Annotated in this window: 19 protein-coding genes and 1 riboswitch; of the genes, 13 read left to right on the forward strand and 6 right to left on the reverse strand. The window is 70.1% G+C overall.

The genetic code is table 11. The features are described from left to right. Positions 1–61: 61 nt before the first annotated feature. From AB0L53_RS33730 to AB0L53_RS33765, 8 genes are all read left to right on the forward strand, one after another. Entirely contained in the window at positions 62–643 is a 582-nt protein-coding gene (locus AB0L53_RS33730) for a CDP-alcohol phosphatidyltransferase family protein (protein ID WP_357953009.1), read from the forward strand. Positions 644–647: 4 nt separating this feature from the next. After that, complete coding sequence (locus AB0L53_RS33735; RefSeq protein WP_364002611.1) at positions 648–3,152, forward strand: mannose-1-phosphate guanyltransferase; 2,505 nt, start codon at positions 648–650, stop codon at positions 3,150–3,152. Positions 3,153–3,445: 293 nt separating this feature from the next. Continuing rightward, positions 3,446–3,958 (forward strand): FHA domain-containing protein, encoded by a 513-nt coding sequence (locus tag AB0L53_RS33740; protein WP_357645236.1) that lies wholly within the window; start codon positions 3,446–3,448, stop codon positions 3,956–3,958. Positions 3,959–4,016: 58 nt separating this feature from the next. Continuing rightward, positions 4,017–4,679, forward strand: a complete 663-nt coding sequence (locus tag AB0L53_RS33745) for a MerR family transcriptional regulator (RefSeq protein WP_364002614.1) — start codon at positions 4,017–4,019, stop codon at positions 4,677–4,679. Between the two features lie 109 nt (positions 4,680–4,788). Next, entirely contained in the window at positions 4,789–5,259 is a 471-nt protein-coding gene (locus tag AB0L53_RS33750) for a bifunctional nuclease family protein (protein WP_214634355.1), read from the forward strand. Between the two features lie 148 nt (positions 5,260–5,407). After that, positions 5,408–6,028 carry a MerR family transcriptional regulator gene (locus tag AB0L53_RS33755; protein ID WP_357953000.1) on the forward strand — a complete coding sequence of 207 codons (621 nt, stop codon included), beginning with the start codon at positions 5,408–5,410 and terminating at the stop codon, positions 6,026–6,028. Positions 6,029–6,062: 34 nt separating this feature from the next. Next, positions 6,063–6,155: riboswitch (glycine riboswitch) on the forward strand. A 156-nt stretch (positions 6,156–6,311) separates the two neighbouring features. Then, positions 6,312–9,149 carry an aminomethyl-transferring glycine dehydrogenase gene (gene gcvP / locus AB0L53_RS33760; protein ID WP_364002618.1) on the forward strand — a complete coding sequence of 946 codons (2,838 nt, stop codon included), beginning with the start codon at positions 6,312–6,314 and terminating at the stop codon, positions 9,147–9,149. A 223-nt stretch (positions 9,150–9,372) separates the two neighbouring features. Beyond that, the gene (locus AB0L53_RS33765; RefSeq protein WP_364002621.1) at positions 9,373–10,173 is read left to right on the forward strand and encodes a tetratricopeptide repeat protein; all 801 of its coding nucleotides are present in this window, start codon (positions 9,373–9,375) and stop codon (positions 10,171–10,173) included. 133 nt (positions 10,174–10,306) lie between these two features. On the opposite strand, the gene AB0L53_RS33770 is transcribed toward AB0L53_RS33765, so the two are convergent. Further along, complete coding sequence (locus tag AB0L53_RS33770; protein ID WP_364002623.1) at positions 10,307–11,197, reverse strand: helix-turn-helix transcriptional regulator; 891 nt, start codon at positions 11,195–11,197, stop codon at positions 10,307–10,309. A 175-nt stretch (positions 11,198–11,372) separates the two neighbouring features. Here AB0L53_RS33770 and AB0L53_RS33775 point away from each other — a divergent pair, with 175 nt between their 5' ends. From AB0L53_RS33775 to AB0L53_RS33785, 3 genes are all read left to right on the forward strand, one after another. Next, the gene (locus AB0L53_RS33775; RefSeq protein ID WP_364002626.1) at positions 11,373–12,389 is read left to right on the forward strand and encodes a zinc-dependent alcohol dehydrogenase family protein; all 1,017 of its coding nucleotides are present in this window, start codon (positions 11,373–11,375) and stop codon (positions 12,387–12,389) included. Positions 12,390–12,491: 102 nt separating this feature from the next. Beyond that, the gene (locus AB0L53_RS33780) at positions 12,492–13,769 is read left to right on the forward strand and encodes a multidrug effflux MFS transporter (protein ID WP_364002629.1); all 1,278 of its coding nucleotides are present in this window, start codon (positions 12,492–12,494) and stop codon (positions 13,767–13,769) included. Between the two features lie 227 nt (positions 13,770–13,996). Then, on the forward strand, positions 13,997–14,230 hold the full coding sequence (locus AB0L53_RS33785) for a hypothetical protein (protein ID WP_364002632.1): 234 nt from the start codon (positions 13,997–13,999) through the stop codon (positions 14,228–14,230). 94 nt (positions 14,231–14,324) lie between these two features. Here AB0L53_RS33785 and AB0L53_RS33790 read toward each other — a convergent pair whose 3' ends face one another. Then, positions 14,325–14,678, reverse strand: a complete 354-nt coding sequence (locus tag AB0L53_RS33790) for a hypothetical protein (protein ID WP_364002635.1) — start codon at positions 14,676–14,678, stop codon at positions 14,325–14,327. An 82-nt stretch (positions 14,679–14,760) separates the two neighbouring features. On the opposite strand from AB0L53_RS33790, the gene AB0L53_RS33795 reads away from it, so the two are divergent. Next, a complete protein-coding gene (locus AB0L53_RS33795; protein ID WP_364002637.1) occupies positions 14,761–15,351 on the forward strand; it encodes an alpha/beta family hydrolase in 591 nt (196 codons plus the stop codon). A gap of 169 nt (positions 15,352–15,520) precedes the next feature. Here AB0L53_RS33795 and AB0L53_RS33800 read toward each other — a convergent pair whose 3' ends face one another. Both AB0L53_RS33800 and AB0L53_RS33805 read right to left on the reverse strand, forming a co-directional pair. Further along, complete coding sequence (locus tag AB0L53_RS33800) at positions 15,521–15,718, reverse strand: DUF5999 family protein (RefSeq protein ID WP_214634349.1); 198 nt, start codon at positions 15,716–15,718, stop codon at positions 15,521–15,523. A gap of 203 nt (positions 15,719–15,921) precedes the next feature. After that, a complete protein-coding gene (locus tag AB0L53_RS33805) occupies positions 15,922–16,482 on the reverse strand; it encodes a TetR family transcriptional regulator (protein ID WP_357645222.1) in 561 nt (186 codons plus the stop codon). A gap of 113 nt (positions 16,483–16,595) precedes the next feature. Here AB0L53_RS33805 and AB0L53_RS33810 point away from each other — a divergent pair, with 113 nt between their 5' ends. Continuing rightward, positions 16,596–16,994 (forward strand): hypothetical protein, encoded by a 399-nt coding sequence (locus AB0L53_RS33810; protein ID WP_364002642.1) that lies wholly within the window; start codon positions 16,596–16,598, stop codon positions 16,992–16,994. A gap of 253 nt (positions 16,995–17,247) precedes the next feature. Here the strand turns inward: AB0L53_RS33810 and AB0L53_RS33815 are convergent, their stop codons facing one another. Then, on the reverse strand, positions 17,248–18,573 hold the full coding sequence (locus AB0L53_RS33815; RefSeq protein WP_364002645.1) for an RNA polymerase sigma factor: 1,326 nt from the start codon (positions 18,571–18,573) through the stop codon (positions 17,248–17,250). Between the two features lie 173 nt (positions 18,574–18,746). Next, on the reverse strand, positions 18,747–19,094 hold the full coding sequence (locus AB0L53_RS33820; protein ID WP_364002648.1) for a hypothetical protein: 348 nt from the start codon (positions 19,092–19,094) through the stop codon (positions 18,747–18,749). Positions 19,095–19,115: the final 21 nt, after the last annotated feature.

Here is a 19,115-nt window from a genome sequence, read left to right on the forward strand (position 1 = left end):
GGGAAGGACGAGCCGATGCCTACCCCGCTGCGGAGAAAGCCGACGCAGTAGGGTCGGCAGCGTGAGCGAAACTTCCGCCGAGGATCGGATCTGGACGGTTCCGAACCTGCTGAGCTTCCTGCGCCTCCTCGGCGTCCCTGTCTTCCTCTGGCTGGTGTTGGGACCCAAGGCGGACGCCTGGGCGATCCTTGTGCTCGCGGTCGCCGGATTCACCGACTGGCTGGACGGCAAGATCGCTCGCGCCTTCAACCAGATGAGCAGGCTCGGCCGGATCATCGACCCGGCCGCCGACAAGCTCTATGTCTTCGCCACGATCCTGGCGCTGCTGGTGCGCGACGTCATTCCCTGGTGGCTGGTGGCGATCATCCTGGGTCGCGAACTCTTCGTCGCGTGTTTCTTTCCCGTACTTCGGAAGAGCGGTTACAAGGCACTTCAAGTGCATTTCCTGGGCAAAGCCGCCATGTTCAACCTGATGTACGCCTTCCCTCTGCTCTTCCTTGCCTCCCACACTGGGTGGTATGCCGATATAGCACGAATTGTCGGGTGGGCCTTTGCGCTCTGGGGAACGGGCCTGTACTGGTGGTCGGGGGTGCTGTATGGGGTACAGGTACGACGGCTCGTAACCGCGGCCAAGGAGGAGTGATCGGGTGAAGGCGGTCGTCATGGCGGGTGGAGAGGGCACTCGGCTGCGTCCGATGACGGCCAACCAGCCCAAGCCCCTGCTGCCCGTGGTCAACCGCCCGATCATGGAGCACGTGCTGCGGCTGCTCAAACGGCACAGCATCACCGAGACCGTGGTCACCCTCCAGTTCCTGGCCGCGCTCGTGCGCAACTACTTCGGCGACGGCGACGAACTCGGCATGAGCCTGCAATACGCCACCGAGGACGTTCCGCTGGGCACGGCGGGCAGCGTGAAGAACGCCGCGGCCCGCCTGCGCGACGACCGATTCCTGGTGATCTCCGGCGACGCCCTGACCGATATCGATTTGTCGGATATGGTCCGTTTTCATCGTGAAAATTCGGCGCTTGTCACTATCGGGTTGAAACGGGTGCCCAACCCCCTCGAGTTCGGCATCGTGATCGTCGACGAGGGCAACCGGGTCCAGCGCTTCCTGGAGAAGCCCACCTGGGGGCAGGTCTTCTCCGACACCGTCAACACCGGCATCTACATCATGGAGCCCGAGGTCCTCGACGCGGTCGCCTCGGGAGAGCCCGTCGACTGGTCGGCCGACGTCTTCCCCACCCTGCTGGAGCGCGGAGCCCCCATCTTCGGCTACGTCGCCGAGGGCTACTGGGAGGACGTCGGCACCCACGAGAGCTACCTCAAGGCCCAGGCCGATGTCCTGTCCGGCCGGGTCGCCGTGGACATCGGCGGCTTCGAGGTCTCGCCGGGCGTCTGGGTGGCCGAGTCGGCCTCGGTCGACCCCGACGCGGTGCTCAAGGGCCCGCTGCTCGTCGGCGCGTACGCCAAGGTCGAGGCCGGCGCCGAGCTGCGCGAGTACACCGTGCTCGGCAACAACACGGTCGTGCGCGAAGGCGCATTCCTGCACCGGGCGGTCGTCCACGACAACGTCTACCTGGGCCCGGGCAGCCACCTGCGCGGCTGCGTGATCGGCAAGAGCACCGACGTGATGGCCGGGGCCCGCATCGAGGAGAACGCCGTCATCGGCGACGAGTGCGTCATCGAGCCCGAGGCGTACGTCTCCAGCGGCGTCAAGGTCTACCCGTTCAAGACCATCGAGGCCGGCGCCGTCGTCAACACCAGCGTCATCTGGGAGTCGCGTGGCCAGCGCAGCCTGTTCGGTCCCCGCGGCGTCAGCGGCCTGGTCAACGTGGAGATCACCCCCGAGCTGTGCGTACGGCTGGCCAGCGCGTACGCCACCACCTTGAAGAAGGGCGAGCACGTCGTCACCTCGCGCGACTCCTCGCTGGCCGCCAGGGCGCTGAAGCGGGCCGTGATCGGCGCGCTCAACGCCAGCGCCATCAACGTCCTCGATCTGGAGGCCGCGCCGCTGCCGGTGGCCCGCTTCCACACGGCCAGGGAGTCGGCCGCGGGCGGCATCGCGCTGCGCACCACCGCCGGCGACCCGCAGAGCATCGACATCGTCATCATGGACGACCGCGGCGCCGACCTGCCCCCGGCCGCCCAGCGCAAGCTGGAGCGCGTCTTTTCCCGCCAGGAGTTCCGGCGCGCCTTCCCAGGCGAGATCGCCGAGCTCCGCTTTCCCGCCAGGGCGGTCGAGGACTACGCGTACGAGCTGCTGCGCTGCGTGGACATGACCGGCATCAGGGACATGAAGGTCGTCGTCGACTGCGCCGGAGGGACCTCCGCGCTGGTCCTGCCCACGCTGCTGGGCCGCCTCGGCGTCGACGTGCTCACCGTGAACGCCCGCCTGGACGACATCTCGCCCACGGAGACGTTCGCCGAGCGCCGCAGGGACCTGCAGCGCCTGTCGGAGCTCGTGAGCTCCTCCAGGGCGGCCTTCGGGGTGCGGTTCGACCCCGTGGGGGAGCGCATCGCGCTGGTGGACGAGATGGGCCAGCTGATCGGCGAGGAGCGGGCCCTGCTCGTCGTGCTGGACCTGATCGCCGCCGAGCGCAGGACCGGCCGGGTGGCGCTGCCCGTCACCACCACCAGGGTCGCCGAGCAGGTCTGCCGCTTCCACGGCGTGCAGGTGCGCTGGACCTCCACGGCGGTCGACGCCCTCACCTCGGCCGCGGTGGACGAAGACATGATCTTCGCGGGCGACGGCAGGGGCGGCTTCGTGGTGCCCGAGTTCGGTCCGGCGATCGACGGGGTGGCGGCGTTCATGCGGCTGCTCGGCCTGGTCGCCCGCACCCGGCTCTCGCTCAGCCAGATCGACGCGCGCATCCCCGAGGCCAAGCTGCTCAAGCGTACGGTGCCGACCCCGTGGGCGGCCAAGGGCGCCGTCATGCGCTCGGTCATCGAGGCGGCCGAGGCCGAGCCTGACGGCTGCCGCGTCGACACCACCGACGGGGTGCGGGTGGCCGCCGAGGACGGGAGCTGGGTGCTGATCCTGCCCGCCGCCACCGAGCCGGTCACCGATCTGTGGGCCGAGGCCGCCGACGTGGACACCGCGCAGTCGCTCCTGGAGCACTGGGCCCGCGTGGTCGAGGAGGCGGCCTCCTGAGCCTCGGGACCGAAATCCGTACGGCAATTCGCATAGAATCATCACGGAGGGTGACACTGGTGGATCGGTGGCGCCGGAACGTGCAAGATCGTAATGTTAGAACGCGCGGCGGCATGGACCTTGGGGCTCGGGCGGCGGTAACTTTGTCACCGTCCGAACCCGTCGTCCAGCGCCCCGCCTTGACCTTTGCCGCTGATCAGCGTAAGTTGCGGCATTCGCAAACTTGAAGAGCGAAGCGAGGCGCGCCCAGATCCCCGTTGCCGCGTCTTCGCGGTAGGAGGCCGAGCCGATCGATGCCGAGCGTCTACTGCACGCAGTGCGGGCACGCCAACCCCGAGGATGCCCGTTTCTGTTCCCGTTGTGGGTCACCGCTGACCAGAACCGAGGTCGCCGGCGACACCACATCGACGATCTCTGTCGCGGGAATCGAGGCGTACGAGGCTGAGACCGGTGACATGCTCCTCGCCGAGCGCGCGCTGGTGGAGCAACTGCCGCCTGGCGCGGCGTTGCTCACCGTGACCAGGGGGCCCAACGCCGGGAGCCGTTTCCGCCTCGACAAGGACCTCACCACCACGGGGCGCCATCCCGAGAGTGACATCTTCCTGGACGACATCACGGTCTCCCGGCGGCACGTGGAGTTCTACCGCCTTCGCGGCGGCCAGTTCTCCGTGCGCGACGTGGGCAGCCTCAACGGCACCTACGTCAACCGGGAGCGCATCGAGGAGGTGCCGCTGCACTCCGGTGACGAGGTGCAGATCGGCAAGTTCCGCCTCGTCTTCCTGATGCGGACCGCCGCCGGCGCATGAGCGAGCCCAGCGAGCGACCGATAGTCACAGCGTTCATGCGGCTCGCGGAGGAAGCCGCATGAGCGCGCAGGCGGCACGCTCGCACATGAGCATCGGGGAGGTGCTCGCCATGCTCCAGGGCGAGTTCCCCGATGTGTCGATCTCCAAGATCCGTTTCTTGGAGGGCGAGGGGCTCATCGAGCCGGAGCGCAGCCCGTCGGGCTACCGCAAGTTCACCCACCTGCACGTCGAACAGCTCCGCTACATCCTCACCGAGCAGCGCGACCACTACCTGCCGCTGCGGGTGATCAAGGACAAGATGGCCGAGCACTTCGGCCGCCCGCGTGCCGTGAGCGACCGGCCGGAGACGCGGGAGGTGCGGCTGAGCCGCGCCGAGCTGCTGGAGGCGGCCGGGCTCGACGAGGACACACTGGCCGAGCTCGAGGACTACGGGCTGCTCTCGGCGACGGCCAGGCGCTACGACGAGGAGGCGCTCAACGTGGCGCGCAGCGTCGGCGCCCTGGCCCGGTTCGGCCTGCACGCCCGGCATCTGCGCGCGGTCAAGGCCGCGGCCGAGCGCGAGTGCGGTCTGGTGGAGCAGACGGTCGCGCCCATACTCAAACGCCGGGCCCCAGGGGCCATCGGAGAGGCCGACGAGGCCGCGAGGGAGCTGTCGGCGCTGCTGCTCGACCTGCACGCCGCTCTGGTGCGTACGGGCGTGCGAACCGTTCTAGGCCGATGACCGGACCAGCGGGACATACAAGGCCCCTCGGGTGTTACGTTGAAATGCAGAAGCGGACCGGCTCAATAGCTGTGCCGGGGTCGCCGACCAGTCGAATATGGAGCAGCCCGTGTTGCAGATGGAGGTCGTGGGCGTCCGCGTAGAGATGCCCACAAATCAGCCGATCGTCTTGCTCAAGGAGGCACACGGGGAGAGGTTCCTGCCGATTTGGATTGGGATGACCGAAGCCACGGCCATCGCTCTGGCCCAAGCGGAGGAGCCTCCAGCCCGGCCACTGACGCACGACCTGTTCAGGGACGTGCTGAGCGCTCTTGGCGTGGGCCTGCGCGCGGTCAACATCGTCGCCCTGCGTGACGGTATCTTCTTCGCCGACCTGGTGTTCTCCAACGGCGTCGAGGTGAGCGCGCGGCCCTCCGACTCGATCGCGCTCGCCTTGCGCACCGGAGCACGAATCTTCGCTAGTGAGGAGGTCGTCCAGGAGGCCGGGGTGATCATCCCCGACGACCAAGAGGACGAGGTGGAGAAGTTCAGGGAGTTCCTTGACACGATCACCCCCGAAGACTTTGGCCGGGCGGGGTAGGTATTTCAGTGCATTTACGCTTCACGACGCGCCGAGCGGGATCGTTGACTGCGCATGGTCACGGTCCTACGGTGCAAGTGAAACCCATGGCCGCGCTTTTACGAACCCCCAGATCAGGCCATGGGATGAGAGAAAGCCGGAGGTCCGCGTGGCGGTCAGCAGCGGCGAGGGAAAGACGGCCGGCCAGGAAGATCCGGTGCGGCGTGAGAGTGCGCGGCAGCGTGCCGGAGAGCAGGGCCTGCTCTTCGACGAGCAGCCCACGACACTGCCGAGTGACATCGGATACCGCGGCCCGACGGCGTGCGCGGCGGCCGGCATCACCTACCGGCAGCTCGACTACTGGGCGCGCACGGAGCTGGTCCAGCCGACGATAAGAGCCGCGCACGGCTCGGGCTCCCAACGGCTCTACAGCTTCCGCGACATCCTGGTGCTCAAGGTCGTCAAGCGGCTCCTCGACACCGGAGTCTCCCTCCAGCAGATCCGTACGGCCGTACAACACCTGCGTGACCGCGGGGTCGGCGACCTCGCGCAGATCACGCTCATGAGCGACGGCGTCAGCGTCTACGAGTGCACCTCGGCCGACGAGGTGATCGATCTGCTCCAGGGCGGTCAGGGCGTGTTCGGCATCGCGCTCGGCCGGGTCTGGCGCGAGGTCGAGGGCTCCCTCGCGGAGCTGCCGGGGGAAAGGGCGGCGGTCGAGGACAGCGTCCCGGCCGACCACCCCGCTGACGAGCTGGCCCAGCGGCGACGGGCGCGCCGCATAGGGTAGCAATCCGGTAGTAACCTTAGAGGCGCAAGGCTGACGACCCCCTGCGGGAGAGTCCCGGGCTGGTCCCGGGGCGCCGAAGGAGCAACCCTCCCCGGAATCTCTCAGGCACCCGTACCGCTCGGGGTAGGCAACTCTGGAAAGCAGGCACGCCCGCCAGGCGCGCCTCACCGACGGTGCAAGCCCTCATGGGGGTGAAGCTCTCAGGTCGCCATGACAGAGGGGGAGATCCGGCACTCGCCCGCGCCCAGGCGCCGGTCTCCATAGCCCTCGGGAGGCACCTTCCATGACCGATCTGTCAGCTCCGCCGTTCTCGACCCGGCACATCGGCCCGTCCGAATCCGAGCAGCAGCGCATGCTCGAGGCCGTGGGTTTCGAGTCCGTGGCCGACCTGGTGGCGGTGGCCGTCCCCGAGTCCATCAGGATCAAGGACCGTCTCTCGCTGCCCGCCGCGGCCAGTGAGACCGAGGTCATCGCCGAACTGCGGGCCATCGCGGACCGCAACCGGGTGCTCACCTCGATGATCGGCCTGGGCTACCACGACACGATCACCCCAGCGGTGATCCGCCGCAACCTGCTGGAGAACCCGGGCTGGTACACCGCCTACACCCCCTACCAGCCGGAGATCTCGCAGGGTCGCCTGGAGGCGCTGCTCAACTTCCAGACCGTCGTCTCCGACCTGACCGGGCTCGACGTCGCCGGCGCCTCCCTGCTCGACGAGAGCACGGCCGCCGCCGAGGCGATGACACTGGCCAGGCGCGCGGGCAAGTCCAAGAGCGACGTGTTCGTCGTCGACGCCGACGCCCTGCCCCAGACCAAGGCGGTGCTGGCCACCCGCGCCGAGCCGCTGGGCATCACGCTGGTCGAGGACACGCTCGACGGCGAACTGCCCGAGTGCTTCGGCGTGCTCGTCCAATACCCGGGCGCCTCCGGCCGGCTGCGCGACTTCCGCGCCGTGGCCGAGCGGGCGCACGCCGCGGGCGCGCTGGTCGTGGCCGCCGCCGACCTGCTCGCGCTGACCCTGGTCACCGCGCCGGGCGAGCTCGGCGCCGACATCGCGATCGGCTCCTCCCAGCGCTTCGGCGTGCCGTTCGGCTTCGGCGGGCCACACGCCGCCTACATGTCCGTACGCGAAGGACTGCAGCGGCAGATGCCCGGCCGCCTCGTGGGCGTCTCCGTCGACGCCGACGGCGCGCCCGCCTACCGGCTGGCCCTGCAGACCCGCGAGCAGCACATCAGGCGGGAGAAGGCCACCAGCAACATCTGCACCGCGCAGGTCCTGCTGGCCGTCATCGCCGGCATGTACGCCGTCTACCACGGGCCCGACGGACTGCGCCGCATCGCCGGCCGCGTGCATCGGCACGCCGCCGCGCTGGCCGAGTGCCTGCGCCGCGGTGGCGTCGAGGTCGTCCACCGGGAGTTCTTCGACACCATGCTGGCCAGGGTGCCCGGCCGGGCCGCCGAGGTCGTCCGGCAGGCCGCCGAGCGCGGCGTCAACGTGTGGCAGGCCGACGCCGACCACGTCTCCGTCGCCTGCGACGAGAAGACCACCGCGGCCGACCTCGAGCAGGTCGCGGCCGCCTTCGGCGTCAGCGGGCCGGTGGCCGGCCTCCTCGCCGACGACGGGTTGGACACGCTGCCCGCCGCGCTGACGCGGGAGTCGGGCTACCTCACCCACCCCGTCTTCCACAGCCACCACTCCGAGACCGCGATGCTGCGCTACCTGCGCAGGCTCCAGGACAAGGACATCGCCCTCGACCGGTCCATGATCCCGCTCGGCTCCTGCACGATGAAGCTCAACGCCACCACCGAGATGGAGCCCATCACCTGGCCGGAGTTCGCCGGGATCCACCCCTTCGCGCCCGTCGGGCAGGCCGCGGGCTACCGCCACCTCATCGAGACCCTGGAGGAGTGGCTGGCCGAGGTGACCGGTTACGACGCGGTCTCCATCCAGCCGAACGCCGGGTCCCAGGGGGAGTTCGCCGGGCTGCTCGCGATCCGGGCCTACCACCGCGACCACGGTGACGAGCACCGCGACATCTGCCTCATCCCCTCCTCCGCGCACGGCACGAACGCGGCCAGTGCCGTCATGGCCGGCATGCGCGTCGTGGTCGTGGCCTGCGACACCGAGGGCAACGTGGACCTGGCCGACCTCGACGCCAAGATCGACAAGCACCGCGACGCGCTGGCCGCGATCATGCTCACCTACCCCTCGACGCACGGCGTCTTCGAGGAGACGATCACCGAGGTCTGCGCCAAGGTGCACGACGCGGGCGGCCAGGTCTACGTCGACGGGGCCAACCTCAACGCCCTGGTCGGGCTGGCCAAGCCGGGCGAGTTCGGCGCCGACGTCTCCCACCTCAACCTGCACAAGACCTTCTGCATCCCGCACGGCGGCGGCGGCCCCGGCGTCGGCCCGGTCGCGGTCCGCGGCCACCTGGCCGCCTACCTGCCGGGCCACCCGCTGCGCCCCGGCTCACCGGTCGGCGCGGTCTCCGCGGCCCCGTACGGCTCGGCGGGCATCCTGCCGATCTCCTGGGCCTACGTCAGGATGATGGGCGGCGACGGCCTGGCCGCGGCCACCGAGCAGGCGATCCTGTCGGCCAACTACCTCGCCCGGCGGCTGGCCCCGCACTACCCGGTGCTCTACACCGGGCGCGGCGGCCTGGTGGCCCACGAGTGCATCGTCGACCTGCGGCAGATCACCAAGGAGACCGGCGTCACGGTCGACGACGTGGCCAAGCGGCTCATCGACTACGGCTTCCACGCCCCGACCATGTCCTTCCCGGTCGCCGGCACGCTGATGATCGAGCCGACCGAGAGCGAGGACCTGGCCGAGCTCGATCGGTTCGTGGACGCGATGGTGGCCATCAGGGGCGAGATCGCGCGGGTCGCCTCGGGCGCCTACGACCGGGCCGACAACCCGCTGCGCAACGCCCCCCACACCGCCGAGGCCGTCGCGGCCGACGAGTGGGCCCATCCCTACAGCCGCACCGAGGCGGTCTACCCGCTGCCGTCGCTGCGGGAGGGCAAGTACTGGGTGCCGGTGCGGCGCATCGACCAGGCTTACGGCGACCGCAACCTGGTCTGCTCCTGCCCGCCGCTGGAGGCGTACGAGGACTGACCTGGCGTCGCGTCCACTCGCCCGGCTGGCGCGTCCGCGAGTCGCCCGGCCGTAGCGTCCGTGACCGACCCGCCCGTGGCCCTCTCCACCGCTGTGCTCGGTGGGGAGGGCTACGTCCGTTTTCCGGGATTTTTTCCCGCCACCCAGGCCGAACGTGGCCAGTGAGAAGACATGATCACCGGAACTCGTTAGGCTCTGTCCGACCGTCGCCTAAGGAGCTCTCTTGACGTTCTCAGAGCTGCAGGTCCCGCCTCTCGACACCGCTCGCCGCCTGGCCGAGCACGGTGACCTCGACGGCGCGGCGGCCATACTCAGCGAGCTGGCCGCCGACCCCGAGGAGCCCGACCGGGCGCAGGCCGCCGTGGGCCTGGCCGTGGTGCTCGACGAGAGGGGCGACCCGGAGGGAGCCCGGGCGGCCGCCCGGGTCGCGCTGGCCACCGGGCATCCGGAGTTCGCCGCTCAGGCGGCCTGCCACCTCGCGCAGGGCTTCGAGCGCGAGGGCCGCGCCGAGCAGGCCAGGGGGGCGTGGCAGGCGGTCCTGGGCGTCGGCACGGCCGCCTACGTCCCGCTCGCGCGTCTCGCCCTGGCCCGGCTGGCCGTGCTGGCCGGCGACTACGACGAGGCGGAGAACGAGCTGCGAGCCGCGCTGGCCGCCGCCGGGCCGGACGACGTAGGCGCGCACGCCGCGCAGCAACTGGCCGAGCTGCTGCTGGAGCGGGGCGAGCCGGGGGAGGCGGCCGAGGTGCTGCTGGAGGCGCTCGAGGTGGCCCCCCAGGACGACGTGGCCCGGCTGCGCGTACAGCTCGGCATCGCGCACCTGGAGCTCGCCTGCGCGGAGTTCGCGGGGGCGGTGGAGGACGGCGGTGACGCGTCGACGAGCGGGCTGGCCATCGAGCTGCTGGCCAGGACCCTGCCGCTGCGTGGCCGCGTCGACGACGCGGGCCGCGTCTGGACGTACGGGCTGGAGCACGAGGACGAGGCGTTGGCCGCGGAGGTGCGCCTGCGCTACGACCGCGACACCTGACCGACCTACCCGCCCCGCGAGCGTCTCCAGGATGCCCGCGAGCGCCTTCAGGACGCCCGCGCCCGCCTGCCGCTCCATCCGCCGGCGCTACGCAGTCGGTGAGGTCTCCCTCGCCGACCTCGCCACCAACCGGTCAGTCCGCCGCCAACGGCTCCGTGTGGGTCCGGGCTTCCTGAGTGGCCGCCCAGGAGGCGAGCAGTCGCAGGCCCTCTTCGGAGGGTGAGCCGGGTTCGGCGGTGTAGATGGTGATGGTGAGGCTGGGGTCGGCGACCATCTGCAAACCCTCGAAGGCGAGGGTGAGCTTGCCGACGATGGCGTGGTCGAAGCGCTTGGTTCCGGTGCCGTGCCGGCGGACGTTGTGCGCGCCCCAGCGGGTGCGGAACTCATCGCTGCGGGTCGACAGTTCGCCGACGAGGTCGTGGAGCTCTTTGTCATGGGGGTTGCGGCCGGCTTCGGTGCGCAGCATGGCCACGCACATGTCCGCGAAGGGGCCCCAGCCCGGGTAGAAACGGCGCGAGGCCGGATCGAGGAACGCGAACCGGGCCAGGTTCTCCTGATTGGCCGGGGAGGCGTACAGGTCGGCGAAGAACGCGCGGGCGAACTGGTTGACGGCGAGCACGTCCATGCGGCTGTTCTGCACGAAGGCGGGTCCGGCGGTGATCGCGTCCAGCGTCCACTGCAGGCTGCGATGGAGCGTCTGCGGCCGGGCGGCGCGGCGCCGGGGGCGGGTCAGGACGTCCGAGCCGTCGGCGGTCTGGGCCAGGTGCAGGAGGTGGGCGCGCTCGGCGTCGTCGAGCCGCAGGGCGCGGGCGAGGGCTTCGAGCACCGCCGCGGAGGCGCCGGCGAGGTTGCCTCGTTCGAGCTTGGCGTAGTACTCGGCGCTCAGGTCGGCCAGGGCCGCGACCTCACTGCGGCGCAGACCGGGGACGCGCCGCCGGGATCCGGCGATCAGGCCGGCCTGCTCCGGGGTGATCTTAGCTCGCCGCGAGGTGATGAACTCGCGGACCTCGTCACGATTGTCCACACCTCGACCGTACGGCCTCACCGCCAAGCGAGGGATGTACTGGGAGTACACCCCTCACTGGTAACTCGTAACCACCGCGGAATGCCGGTTAGGTGAATCGCGGCGGACACCTGCGCCTTCGGTACGACCGGGCGGCAGCCGCATACCAGACGCCTGACCACGTAAGGAAACTTTGATGCGCGGAGCAGTGATCCACGCCCCCGGCGATGTGCGCTTCGAGACCCTGGCGGACCCGAAGATCCTCAAGCCGACCGACGCGATCATCCGGACGGCCGTCACCTGTGTGTGCGGCTCGGACCTGTGGCCCTACCGCGGCCTGGAGCCGGCCCAGGAGGCTCACCCGATGGGTCACGAGTACGTGGGCTTCGTGGAGGAGGTCGGCAGCGGGGTCACCGCGGTCCGGCCCGGCCAGTTCGTCGTCGGCTCCTTCGCCACCTCGGACAACACGTGCGCGAACTGTCGCAACGGCTTCCAGTCCAGCTGCCTGAACCGCGAGTTCATGAGCACCTGCCAGGCCGAGTACGTACGCATCCCCAACGCCCAGGGCACCCTGGTCGCCACCGGCCAGGTGCCGGACGAGCAGCTGTGGCCCGGCCTGCTGGCCGTCTCCGACGTCATGGGCACCGGCTGGTACGCCGCCGACGCCGCCGAGGTCAAGCCCGGTTCGACCGCCGTGGTGGTCGGCGACGGCGCGGTCGGCCTGTGCGCGGTCATCGCCGCCAAGGAGATGGGCGCGGAACGGATCATCGCGATGAGCCGCCACGAGCCCCGGCAGCGGCTGGCCAGGGAGTTCGGCGCCACCGACATCGTCACCGAGCGCGGCGAGGAGGGCATCGCCCGGATCAAGGAGCTGACCGGCGGCATCGGCGCCGACGCGGTCCTGGAGTGCGTGGGCACCGCCGAGGCCATGCGGCAGGCCCTGCGCTCGGCGCGGCCCGGCGGGAACGTCGGCTTCGTCGGCGTCCCCCACGAGGTCGCCGTCGACGGGCAGGAGCTGTTCTTCTCCCACGTCGGCCTGCGCGGCGGCCCCGCCCCCGTGCGCCGCTACCTGCCCGACCTGATCGACCACGTCCTGTCGGGGCGGATCAACCCCGGGAAGGTCTTCGACCTCACCCTGCCGCTGGAACAGGTCGCCGAGGGCTACAAGGCCATGGACGAGCGCCGCGCCATCAAGACCCTCCTCAAGCCCTGACCCCGTGTGTCAGCGGACATGTGCGCGCATGGCCGAATGACAGCCCGGTAGCGACCTTCGCCCAGCCTCCCTCCCGTCGACCTCGCGAGGAAAGCAAGAACGATGCCAGAGACCACAACGCCGTCCAAGCCTGTAGCGGGGCGATTTCTGCCGCCCCTGTTGCTCTTGCTGACGGTGTTCGGGCCGATCTCGATGGACCTGTACCTGCCCGCGCTACCGGCACTGACGGTCGAACTCGGTGCCGCGACCTCCATCGCGCAGTTGACCATCACCGCGTGCCTGATCGGGCTGGCCGCCGGGCAGTTGATCGCAGGACCGATCTCGGATCAGTTCGGGCGGCGAGGGATCCTGCGCCTCGGCGTCGCCGCGTACATCGTCACCTCCGCGCTCTGCGCGATCAGCCCCAGCGTCGAGGTGCTCATCATCGCCCGGCTCGTGCAAGGTCTCACCGGCGGAGTCGGAATCGTCATCGCTCAGGCCGCGGGCCGCGACGTCCACTCCGGCGGCGAGCTGATCCGCTTCTACGGCCGGCTCACCGTGGTCGGAGCGTGCGCCGCGATCGTCGGCCCGCTGCTGGGCGGACTGCTCACCGCGCTCGTCGACTGGCGTGGCCTGTTCGGGGTCCTCGCGGTCATCGGCGCCGCCATCCTGATCGCCACCCTGTTCATCTTCACGGAAACACTTCCGGCCGACCACCGCGTCCGAGGCGGATTCGCCCAGACCATGCGCGACTACCGCACGCTGCTCGCCGACCGGGTCTTCCTCGGCGCCCTCCTCAATCAGGGCTTCCTCTGGGCCGCCGTGTTCGCCTATCTCGCCGGCGCCACATACGTCCTGCAGAACATCTACGGCCTTTCCCCGCAGTGGTACGCGGCCGCCTTCGGACTCAACTCAGCCGGCTTCGCGTTCTTCGGGTGGTCCGGGGGTCGCGGCGCCGAACGATGGAGCATCACCGGCACCCTCGCCATCGGCATCCTCGTCGCCGGCGTCGGTGCCGCCGGGCTCCTCACTTCCGGCCTCACCCCGATGCCGCTCTGGGTGGTCATCGCGTCCTTGTTCTTCCTGGCCGGCGGCGTGGCGATCTCCTCCGCACCCGCCAGCACCCTCGCTCTGGCGGATTACCCGCAGATGGCGGGAACGGCGTCCTCCCTGCTCGGCACGGTCAGGTACGGCTTCGGCGGGGTGGCCGCCCCGTTCGTCGGCATCGCGGGCGCCACCAGCATCCTCCCGCTCGGCGTCGTCACCGTCGTCGCCGTCCTCCTCAGCGCGAGCGCCTGCCTCCTCATCGCCCGCCGGCACACGTCAACCGCGGATGCCATGGCTGGGGCGGCCGAAACGACGGCGATGGCCGGGACGGCCGAAACGATCACGCCTCCATGAACGCGGTGACCCAAACGCGCGGCGCGACTGCGACGTCGCCGTTCCGGAGCCCCCGGCCGGTCACGGGAATCGGCCTCGGCTCCTCGGACGCCCACGCCCCCGGCCGATGCTCGCCAAAGCCCGAGATGGGCGCCGGAGCCCATCGGCGCGAGGAGCCGAGCTCCCGTCCCGCGAGCGCCTTCAGGATCCGATTGCCCCCGCGCCCCCCGGTTCCTTAGGGTTGCCGGGTGCCAGAGCCGACATCGCCGCCCCCGCGGATCGGATCCCCCGAATGGGACCGGGAACGCGCGAACATCGGGCTGGACCGGCGATGGGTCGACGCCGATGTGGATGCCGTGCTGGCGACCGCGGACGCCCATGGCGACCCTGATGGCCTCCAAGACGGGCACGAACTGCGGCACATCCCCTCGCTGGCCGGCGGTGAGCAGGAACGACAGCGGCTTCTCGCGGTGGTCGCGTAACGGCGTGTTCGCGGTTGCGGCTGGGCGGGCAACCGGCACGCCCACCACCGCTTGGGGCACGCCAGTGCGAATCACGTTCACTGTTCGGGAAAGGTCAGCCGCGGCGCATGATGGCGGCCGCTGCCGCGACGTTGATCAGGACGATGGCGAACCAGGCGATGGCCAAGCCGAGCCCGCCTCCGCGGGACGCCGCGATGGCCGTCAGTGGGATGCCGATGCCCATCGACCCCAGCGCGATCGGGATCATGGCCGCCCCCGGGTTCTTGGACCTGGCCGGGACGGGACCGCTGCCGTGGGCCTGGAGCTCGGCGCGCACCCGGGCGGCGATCGTGGCGTCGAGCCGCTCCACGAACGACTCGACCAGGGCGGCTTCGTATTCGGGGCCGAGGTCGCGGCGGGCGTCGAGCGTCGCCTGCAGGTCCTCGCGGATGGGGCGCATGTCTGGCATGAGGCTCATCATCGCGGCTGCGCGACGCGCCGTCATCAACCCTGGGGGCCATGGTGAACTCATCCCCAGGTACGGTTCTGACATGCGGATCATGACCCCGCGCGGCCCGGCGCAGGTCGAGTTCGACGAGGTGGAGCGGCCCCGGCTGCTGCTGGTGCTGACGCACGGGTCGGCCGGGGGAGTGGACGCGCCCGATCTGCTGGCGGTGCGCGACGCGGCGCTGAAGGTGGGGGCCGTGGTGGCCAGGGTGACGCAGCCGTTCCGGCTCGCCGGGGCGCGGGCGCCGGGCTCGGCCGTACGGCAGGACGAGGCGTGGGAGGTCGTCCTGAGTGAGCTGCGGGCGCGCTGGCCGGGGCTGCCGCTGGTGCAGGGCGGCCGGAGCAACGGGGCCAGGGTGGCCTGCCGTACGGCCGAGGTGGTCGGTGCGGTCGCGGTGGTGGCGCTGGCGTTCCCGCTGCACCCGCCGGGCAGGCCCGAGAAGTCGAGGGCCGGCGAGCTGCGCGAGGCGGGCGTGGACGTGCTGGTGGTCAACGGGGACCGGGATCCGTTCGGCGTGCCCGACGCTGCCGACGCGGCACGCCTGGTTGTGCTGCCGGGCGAGGGGCACGACCTGAAAAAGGACCCCGCCCGGGTGGGCGAGGTGGTCGCCGAGTGGATCGTCGGCTATGGGTGAGTGGCGTTCCCAAGGGGCGCCAGCGAACGGGTAGCGGCCCAGTGGATGCGGTCCAAGGGCCGCGGTTCAGGAGACGCGGTTCAGAGGACGCGTGAGCGGGTCGTGGCTCCGAGGCTGCGCTGCGTGTGAGCGGTTCGTGGCTCTGGGGTGCCGGTGAGCGGGTAGTGGCTCAGGCGGCGCCGACGAGCGGATCCGGGCGGTGCGGAGCGATGGCGGTGCCGCCAGGCAGGAGCTCCCCGGTGTCCTCGAAAAGGACGACGCCGTTGCAGAGAAGGCTCCACCCCTGCTCGGGGTGGCAGGCGAGGGTACGTGCAGCCTCGCGGTCGGGCGCCTCGGCTGCCGGACAGGCCGGGTCGTGCGGGCACATCGGCGTGCCTCCGATATCTCGTGAATGGCTCCCGCGGGTAGGAAAGGGGCGGGAACACCTTGGGTGTTGTCTTTCTTTCAAGTGTGCGGCGTATGTCACACGTTCGGACATAGTCCGTTAGGACTGTTACAGGAGGATGCGAAAGTGTGACCTTCGACACAGCGTGCCTTATACAGGATAACGGTCCAAGCTCGACACGCCCACTAGCTTTGCAAGCCCTTCAGCAAGGCGTCGAGACCACGCTCGAAGTCGACGTCGGCGCGCTCGTCACGCCTGGTCCACTCATCGACCTCGGGGTCGGCCCAGCCTGACTGCTGGACCTCGACCGCCACGCTGCCGAACACGAAGGCCCGCAGCGCTCGTACGGCCTCAGGCGCGTCGTTCAGGCCCGCGTCGGCGAGTTGCTCCGTCTGCTCCCTGATGGCCAGCGCGGTGCCGCCCTTGGGCGGTTTGGTCAGCGCGAGCGCCAGGACGCCGGGGTGCTCGCGCAGCAGTTCCCGACCGGCCCGGCACCACGCCCTGGCCGTGTCCTGCCAGGTGGGACCCTGCTCCACGTGGACGGCGGTGACGTGCTCGGCCAGCGCGTCCATCAGCGCTTCCTTGCCCCGGGGCAGATGATGGTAGATGGCCATGGCCTCCACCTGCAGGGCGTCGCCGAGCCTGCGCATCGTCAGGCGCCTGAGCCCTTGTGAGTCGGCGATGTGAAGGGCGGCGTCGATGATGCGCTCGCGGGAGAGGGGAACCGGCGGTCTCTTGGCGGGCATGGAGATCATCTTACTATGTAAAGGGTGCGGCGCGGGTCCGATTATGGAGCGTGTCGCGGTCGGGCGTACCCTGGTCGCCTGATAGGAGCCGATTGGGATGAGGGGCAGAGTCGATGGCGTTTTTCCGGCCGCGGGTGAGCCGCGAGGCTGAGGTCCGCTACCACGCGGACGTGGAGATCTCCAAGAGCTACCCCGAGCTGCTCGACCGGGCCAGGCTGGCTGAGGGGACGCTGCGCGACCTGCGGGCCGCCGCCGCGGATGAGCTCGAGTTGCTGGCTGCCGGAGTGGCGTTCGACAAGGCGCTCAGCGAGGCGCTGCGGGCGGCCGAGAGCGGGCAGCGGGCCACGTTCGGGGTCAAGGCCTATGACGACCGCATCGCCCGCCGCAAGGCCAAGGCGACGCCCGCGGGGGCCACGTGGACCGCCGAGGTCGATCGGCTGCGTACGCTGCGCGAGGACAACCGGCTGTGGGGGATCCCGCGCGTGCCACGCCCGGTGCCTGCCGTCCGCTAGCCGTCCGTCGCTCCCCCGGGTGATTCGTCACGCGACCGTCTCGATCCCTGTGACGGTCCGTGGGGGCTGATGTCCCTTTGGAGGGATACCCCCTTCGGGGGAGAGGAAAGGCGGGGGGAGGGATACCCCGTCCGGGGCGAAGGAAGACGGTTTGTCGTGGGGGTCCCTCGGGGGGAATGCCCTCAGGGCGAAGACAGTCCGCTGGAGACATGACGAAGCCCCGGCACGAGGAGTGCCGGGGCTTCGTCGCGGATCAGCTGGCCCAGTCGAGCAAGGGGCGGGTATTGCTCGGGTGGCGCAGCTTCGAAAGCGATTCCTTCTCGAGCTGCCGGATGCGCTCCCGGGTCAGGCCCAGGTGCTTGCCGATCTCGTCGAGTGTGTGCGGTTTGCCGTCGACCAGGCCGAAGCGCAGGGCCATGATCTTCGCCTCGCGCGGCGTGAGGTTGCCGAGCACGCCGCGCAGCTGGTCGCCCAGCAGCTGGCGGTCGACGATCTCCGACGCCTCGGGGGAGTCGACGTCCTCGATGAGGTCGCCGATCGTGGTCTCGCCGTCCTCGCCGATCGTCGCGTTGAGCGAGATGGGCTGGCGGCTGGTGCGCAGCAGCTCTTCGATCTGGTCGGGGGTCTTGTCGAGCTCGATCCCCAGCTCCTCGGGCGTGGGCTCGCGGCCCAGCCTCTGGTGCATGTCGCGCTCGATGCGCGACAGCTTGGAGAGCATCTCCAGCACGTGTACGGGCAGGCGGATGGTCCGGGCCGAGTCGGCGAAGCCGCGCTGGATGGCCTGCCTGATCCACCACATGGCGTACGTGGAGAACTTGAAGCCCTTGGTGTAGTCGAACTTCTCCACGGCCCTGATCAGGCCCAGGTTGCCCTCCTGGACCACGTCGAGCAGGGACATGCCGCGGTCGGTGTACTTCTTGGCGACCGAGACGACGAGCCGGAGGTTGGCCTCCAGCATGTGGTCCTTGGCCGCCCTGCCGTCCTCGATGACCAGTTCGAGGTCGTCGCGGGCGGCGGGGGACAGGTCCGGGCCGGTCTCCAGCTTGTACTCGGCGTACAGGCCGGCCTCGATCCGCCTGGCCAGCTCGACCTCCTGGGCGGCGGTGAGCAGCGTACGGCGGCCGATCGACTTGAGGTAGGTGTGGACCGAGTCGCCCATGACCGACTGGTTGTCGTCGAGGTCGATCGTCTCGGACTCCAGCTCGGCCTCGTCCGGGGCCGTGGCGTCCGGGCTCAGCGCGAGGTCGTCGGGGGCGTCCTCGTCCTGCGCGGCGGACTGCGCGGCGGATTCCGTCTTTGGCTCCGCGGCCTTCGAGCGGGTAGACTTCGCTCGCTTGGTCGTGGTCTTGCGGGTGGCCTTACGCGAGGGCGCCCGCCCGAGGGACGGCTCGTCCTCGGCGGCGAGACTGACACCCGCCTCGGTGAGCTCGCGCAGGATCGAACGGCCGTCCGAGGGGCTGATGCCGGCTTCGGCGAACGCGTCACGCAGCTCCGCCAAGGAGAGGTGACCCTGAGCTCGCCCTCGGTCAATCAGCTGGTCGAGGGTCGTGGGTGGGGTCGCCACGGCGGTTCGGGGCATGAGGACACCTCCTCCATACGGAGTCGAATTCGATCAGACCAAGATTGTGGTGGGGCGGCTGCGGCCGCTCGGCGCACCAGTATCAATAACGCTGTTCAGCGCTATTTGTTCCCGGAGGGACAAAAAAGGGGGCGGACCGCCCTAAAGGTGACCCACCCCACACGCGAGGAGCGTCACTCCCCGGTGGTGAACTCGCCTGGCTTCACCTCGGGCATCGGCATGGGCTGGGCGTCCTCCATGCGCTTGTCCGTCCAATACTCGATGACCTTCTGCGGGTCCGGGTTGAGCTCCTTGGACACGACGGTGCCATCGCTCGGCGTGGGCGAGACGGTCAGCTCCGAAAGCTGATCGTTCTGGACGGACGGCGGCTGGGCGGACGGTTCCTTCTCCACCACTGCTCTGGTCTCCCTGCCGACCCTCTCGAGCCTGCCCGCCGAGGCGGCCGCCGCGACTGAGACTCCGCCGACGAGGATCACACCGACGACCGCCGCGGATGCCCACATCTTGCGGGTCTGGTTCATGAAGGCTCCCTCCTTGCTCTC

This window comes from Nonomuraea sp. NPDC052129 (assembly GCF_040680095.1).
Lineage (GTDB): Bacteria > Actinomycetota > Actinomycetes > Streptosporangiales > Streptosporangiaceae > Nonomuraea.

Bases quoted from the DNA above. Each gene is read 5' to 3' on its own strand.
- AB0L53_RS33740 (WP_357645236.1), top strand. From the start codon at position 3,446: ATGCCGAGCGTCTACTGCACGCAGTGCGGGCACGCCAACCCCGAGGAT.
- AB0L53_RS33745 (WP_364002614.1), top strand. From the start codon at position 4,017: ATGAGCGCGCAGGCGGCACGCTCGCACATGAGCATCGGGGAGGTGCTC.
- gcvP (WP_364002618.1), top strand. From the start codon at position 6,312: ATGACCGATCTGTCAGCTCCGCCGTTCTCGACCCGGCACATCGGCCCG.
- AB0L53_RS33775 (WP_364002626.1), top strand. From the start codon at position 11,373: ATGCGCGGAGCAGTGATCCACGCCCCCGGCGATGTGCGCTTCGAGACC.
- AB0L53_RS33780 (WP_364002629.1), top strand. From the start codon at position 12,492: ATGCCAGAGACCACAACGCCGTCCAAGCCTGTAGCGGGGCGATTTCTG.
- AB0L53_RS33790 (WP_364002635.1), bottom strand. From the start codon at position 14,678: ATGCCAGACATGCGCCCCATCCGCGAGGACCTGCAGGCGACGCTCGAC.
- AB0L53_RS33795 (WP_364002637.1), top strand. From the start codon at position 14,761: ATGCGGATCATGACCCCGCGCGGCCCGGCGCAGGTCGAGTTCGACGAG.
- AB0L53_RS33800 (WP_214634349.1), bottom strand. From the start codon at position 15,718: ATGTGCCCGCACGACCCGGCCTGTCCGGCAGCCGAGGCGCCCGACCGC.
- AB0L53_RS33805 (WP_357645222.1), bottom strand. From the start codon at position 16,482: ATGCCCGCCAAGAGACCGCCGGTTCCCCTCTCCCGCGAGCGCATCATC.
- AB0L53_RS33810 (WP_364002642.1), top strand. From the start codon at position 16,596: ATGGCGTTTTTCCGGCCGCGGGTGAGCCGCGAGGCTGAGGTCCGCTAC.
- AB0L53_RS33815 (WP_364002645.1), bottom strand. From the start codon at position 18,573: ATGCCCCGAACCGCCGTGGCGACCCCACCCACGACCCTCGACCAGCTG.
- AB0L53_RS33820 (WP_364002648.1), bottom strand. From the start codon at position 19,094: ATGAACCAGACCCGCAAGATGTGGGCATCCGCGGCGGTCGTCGGTGTG.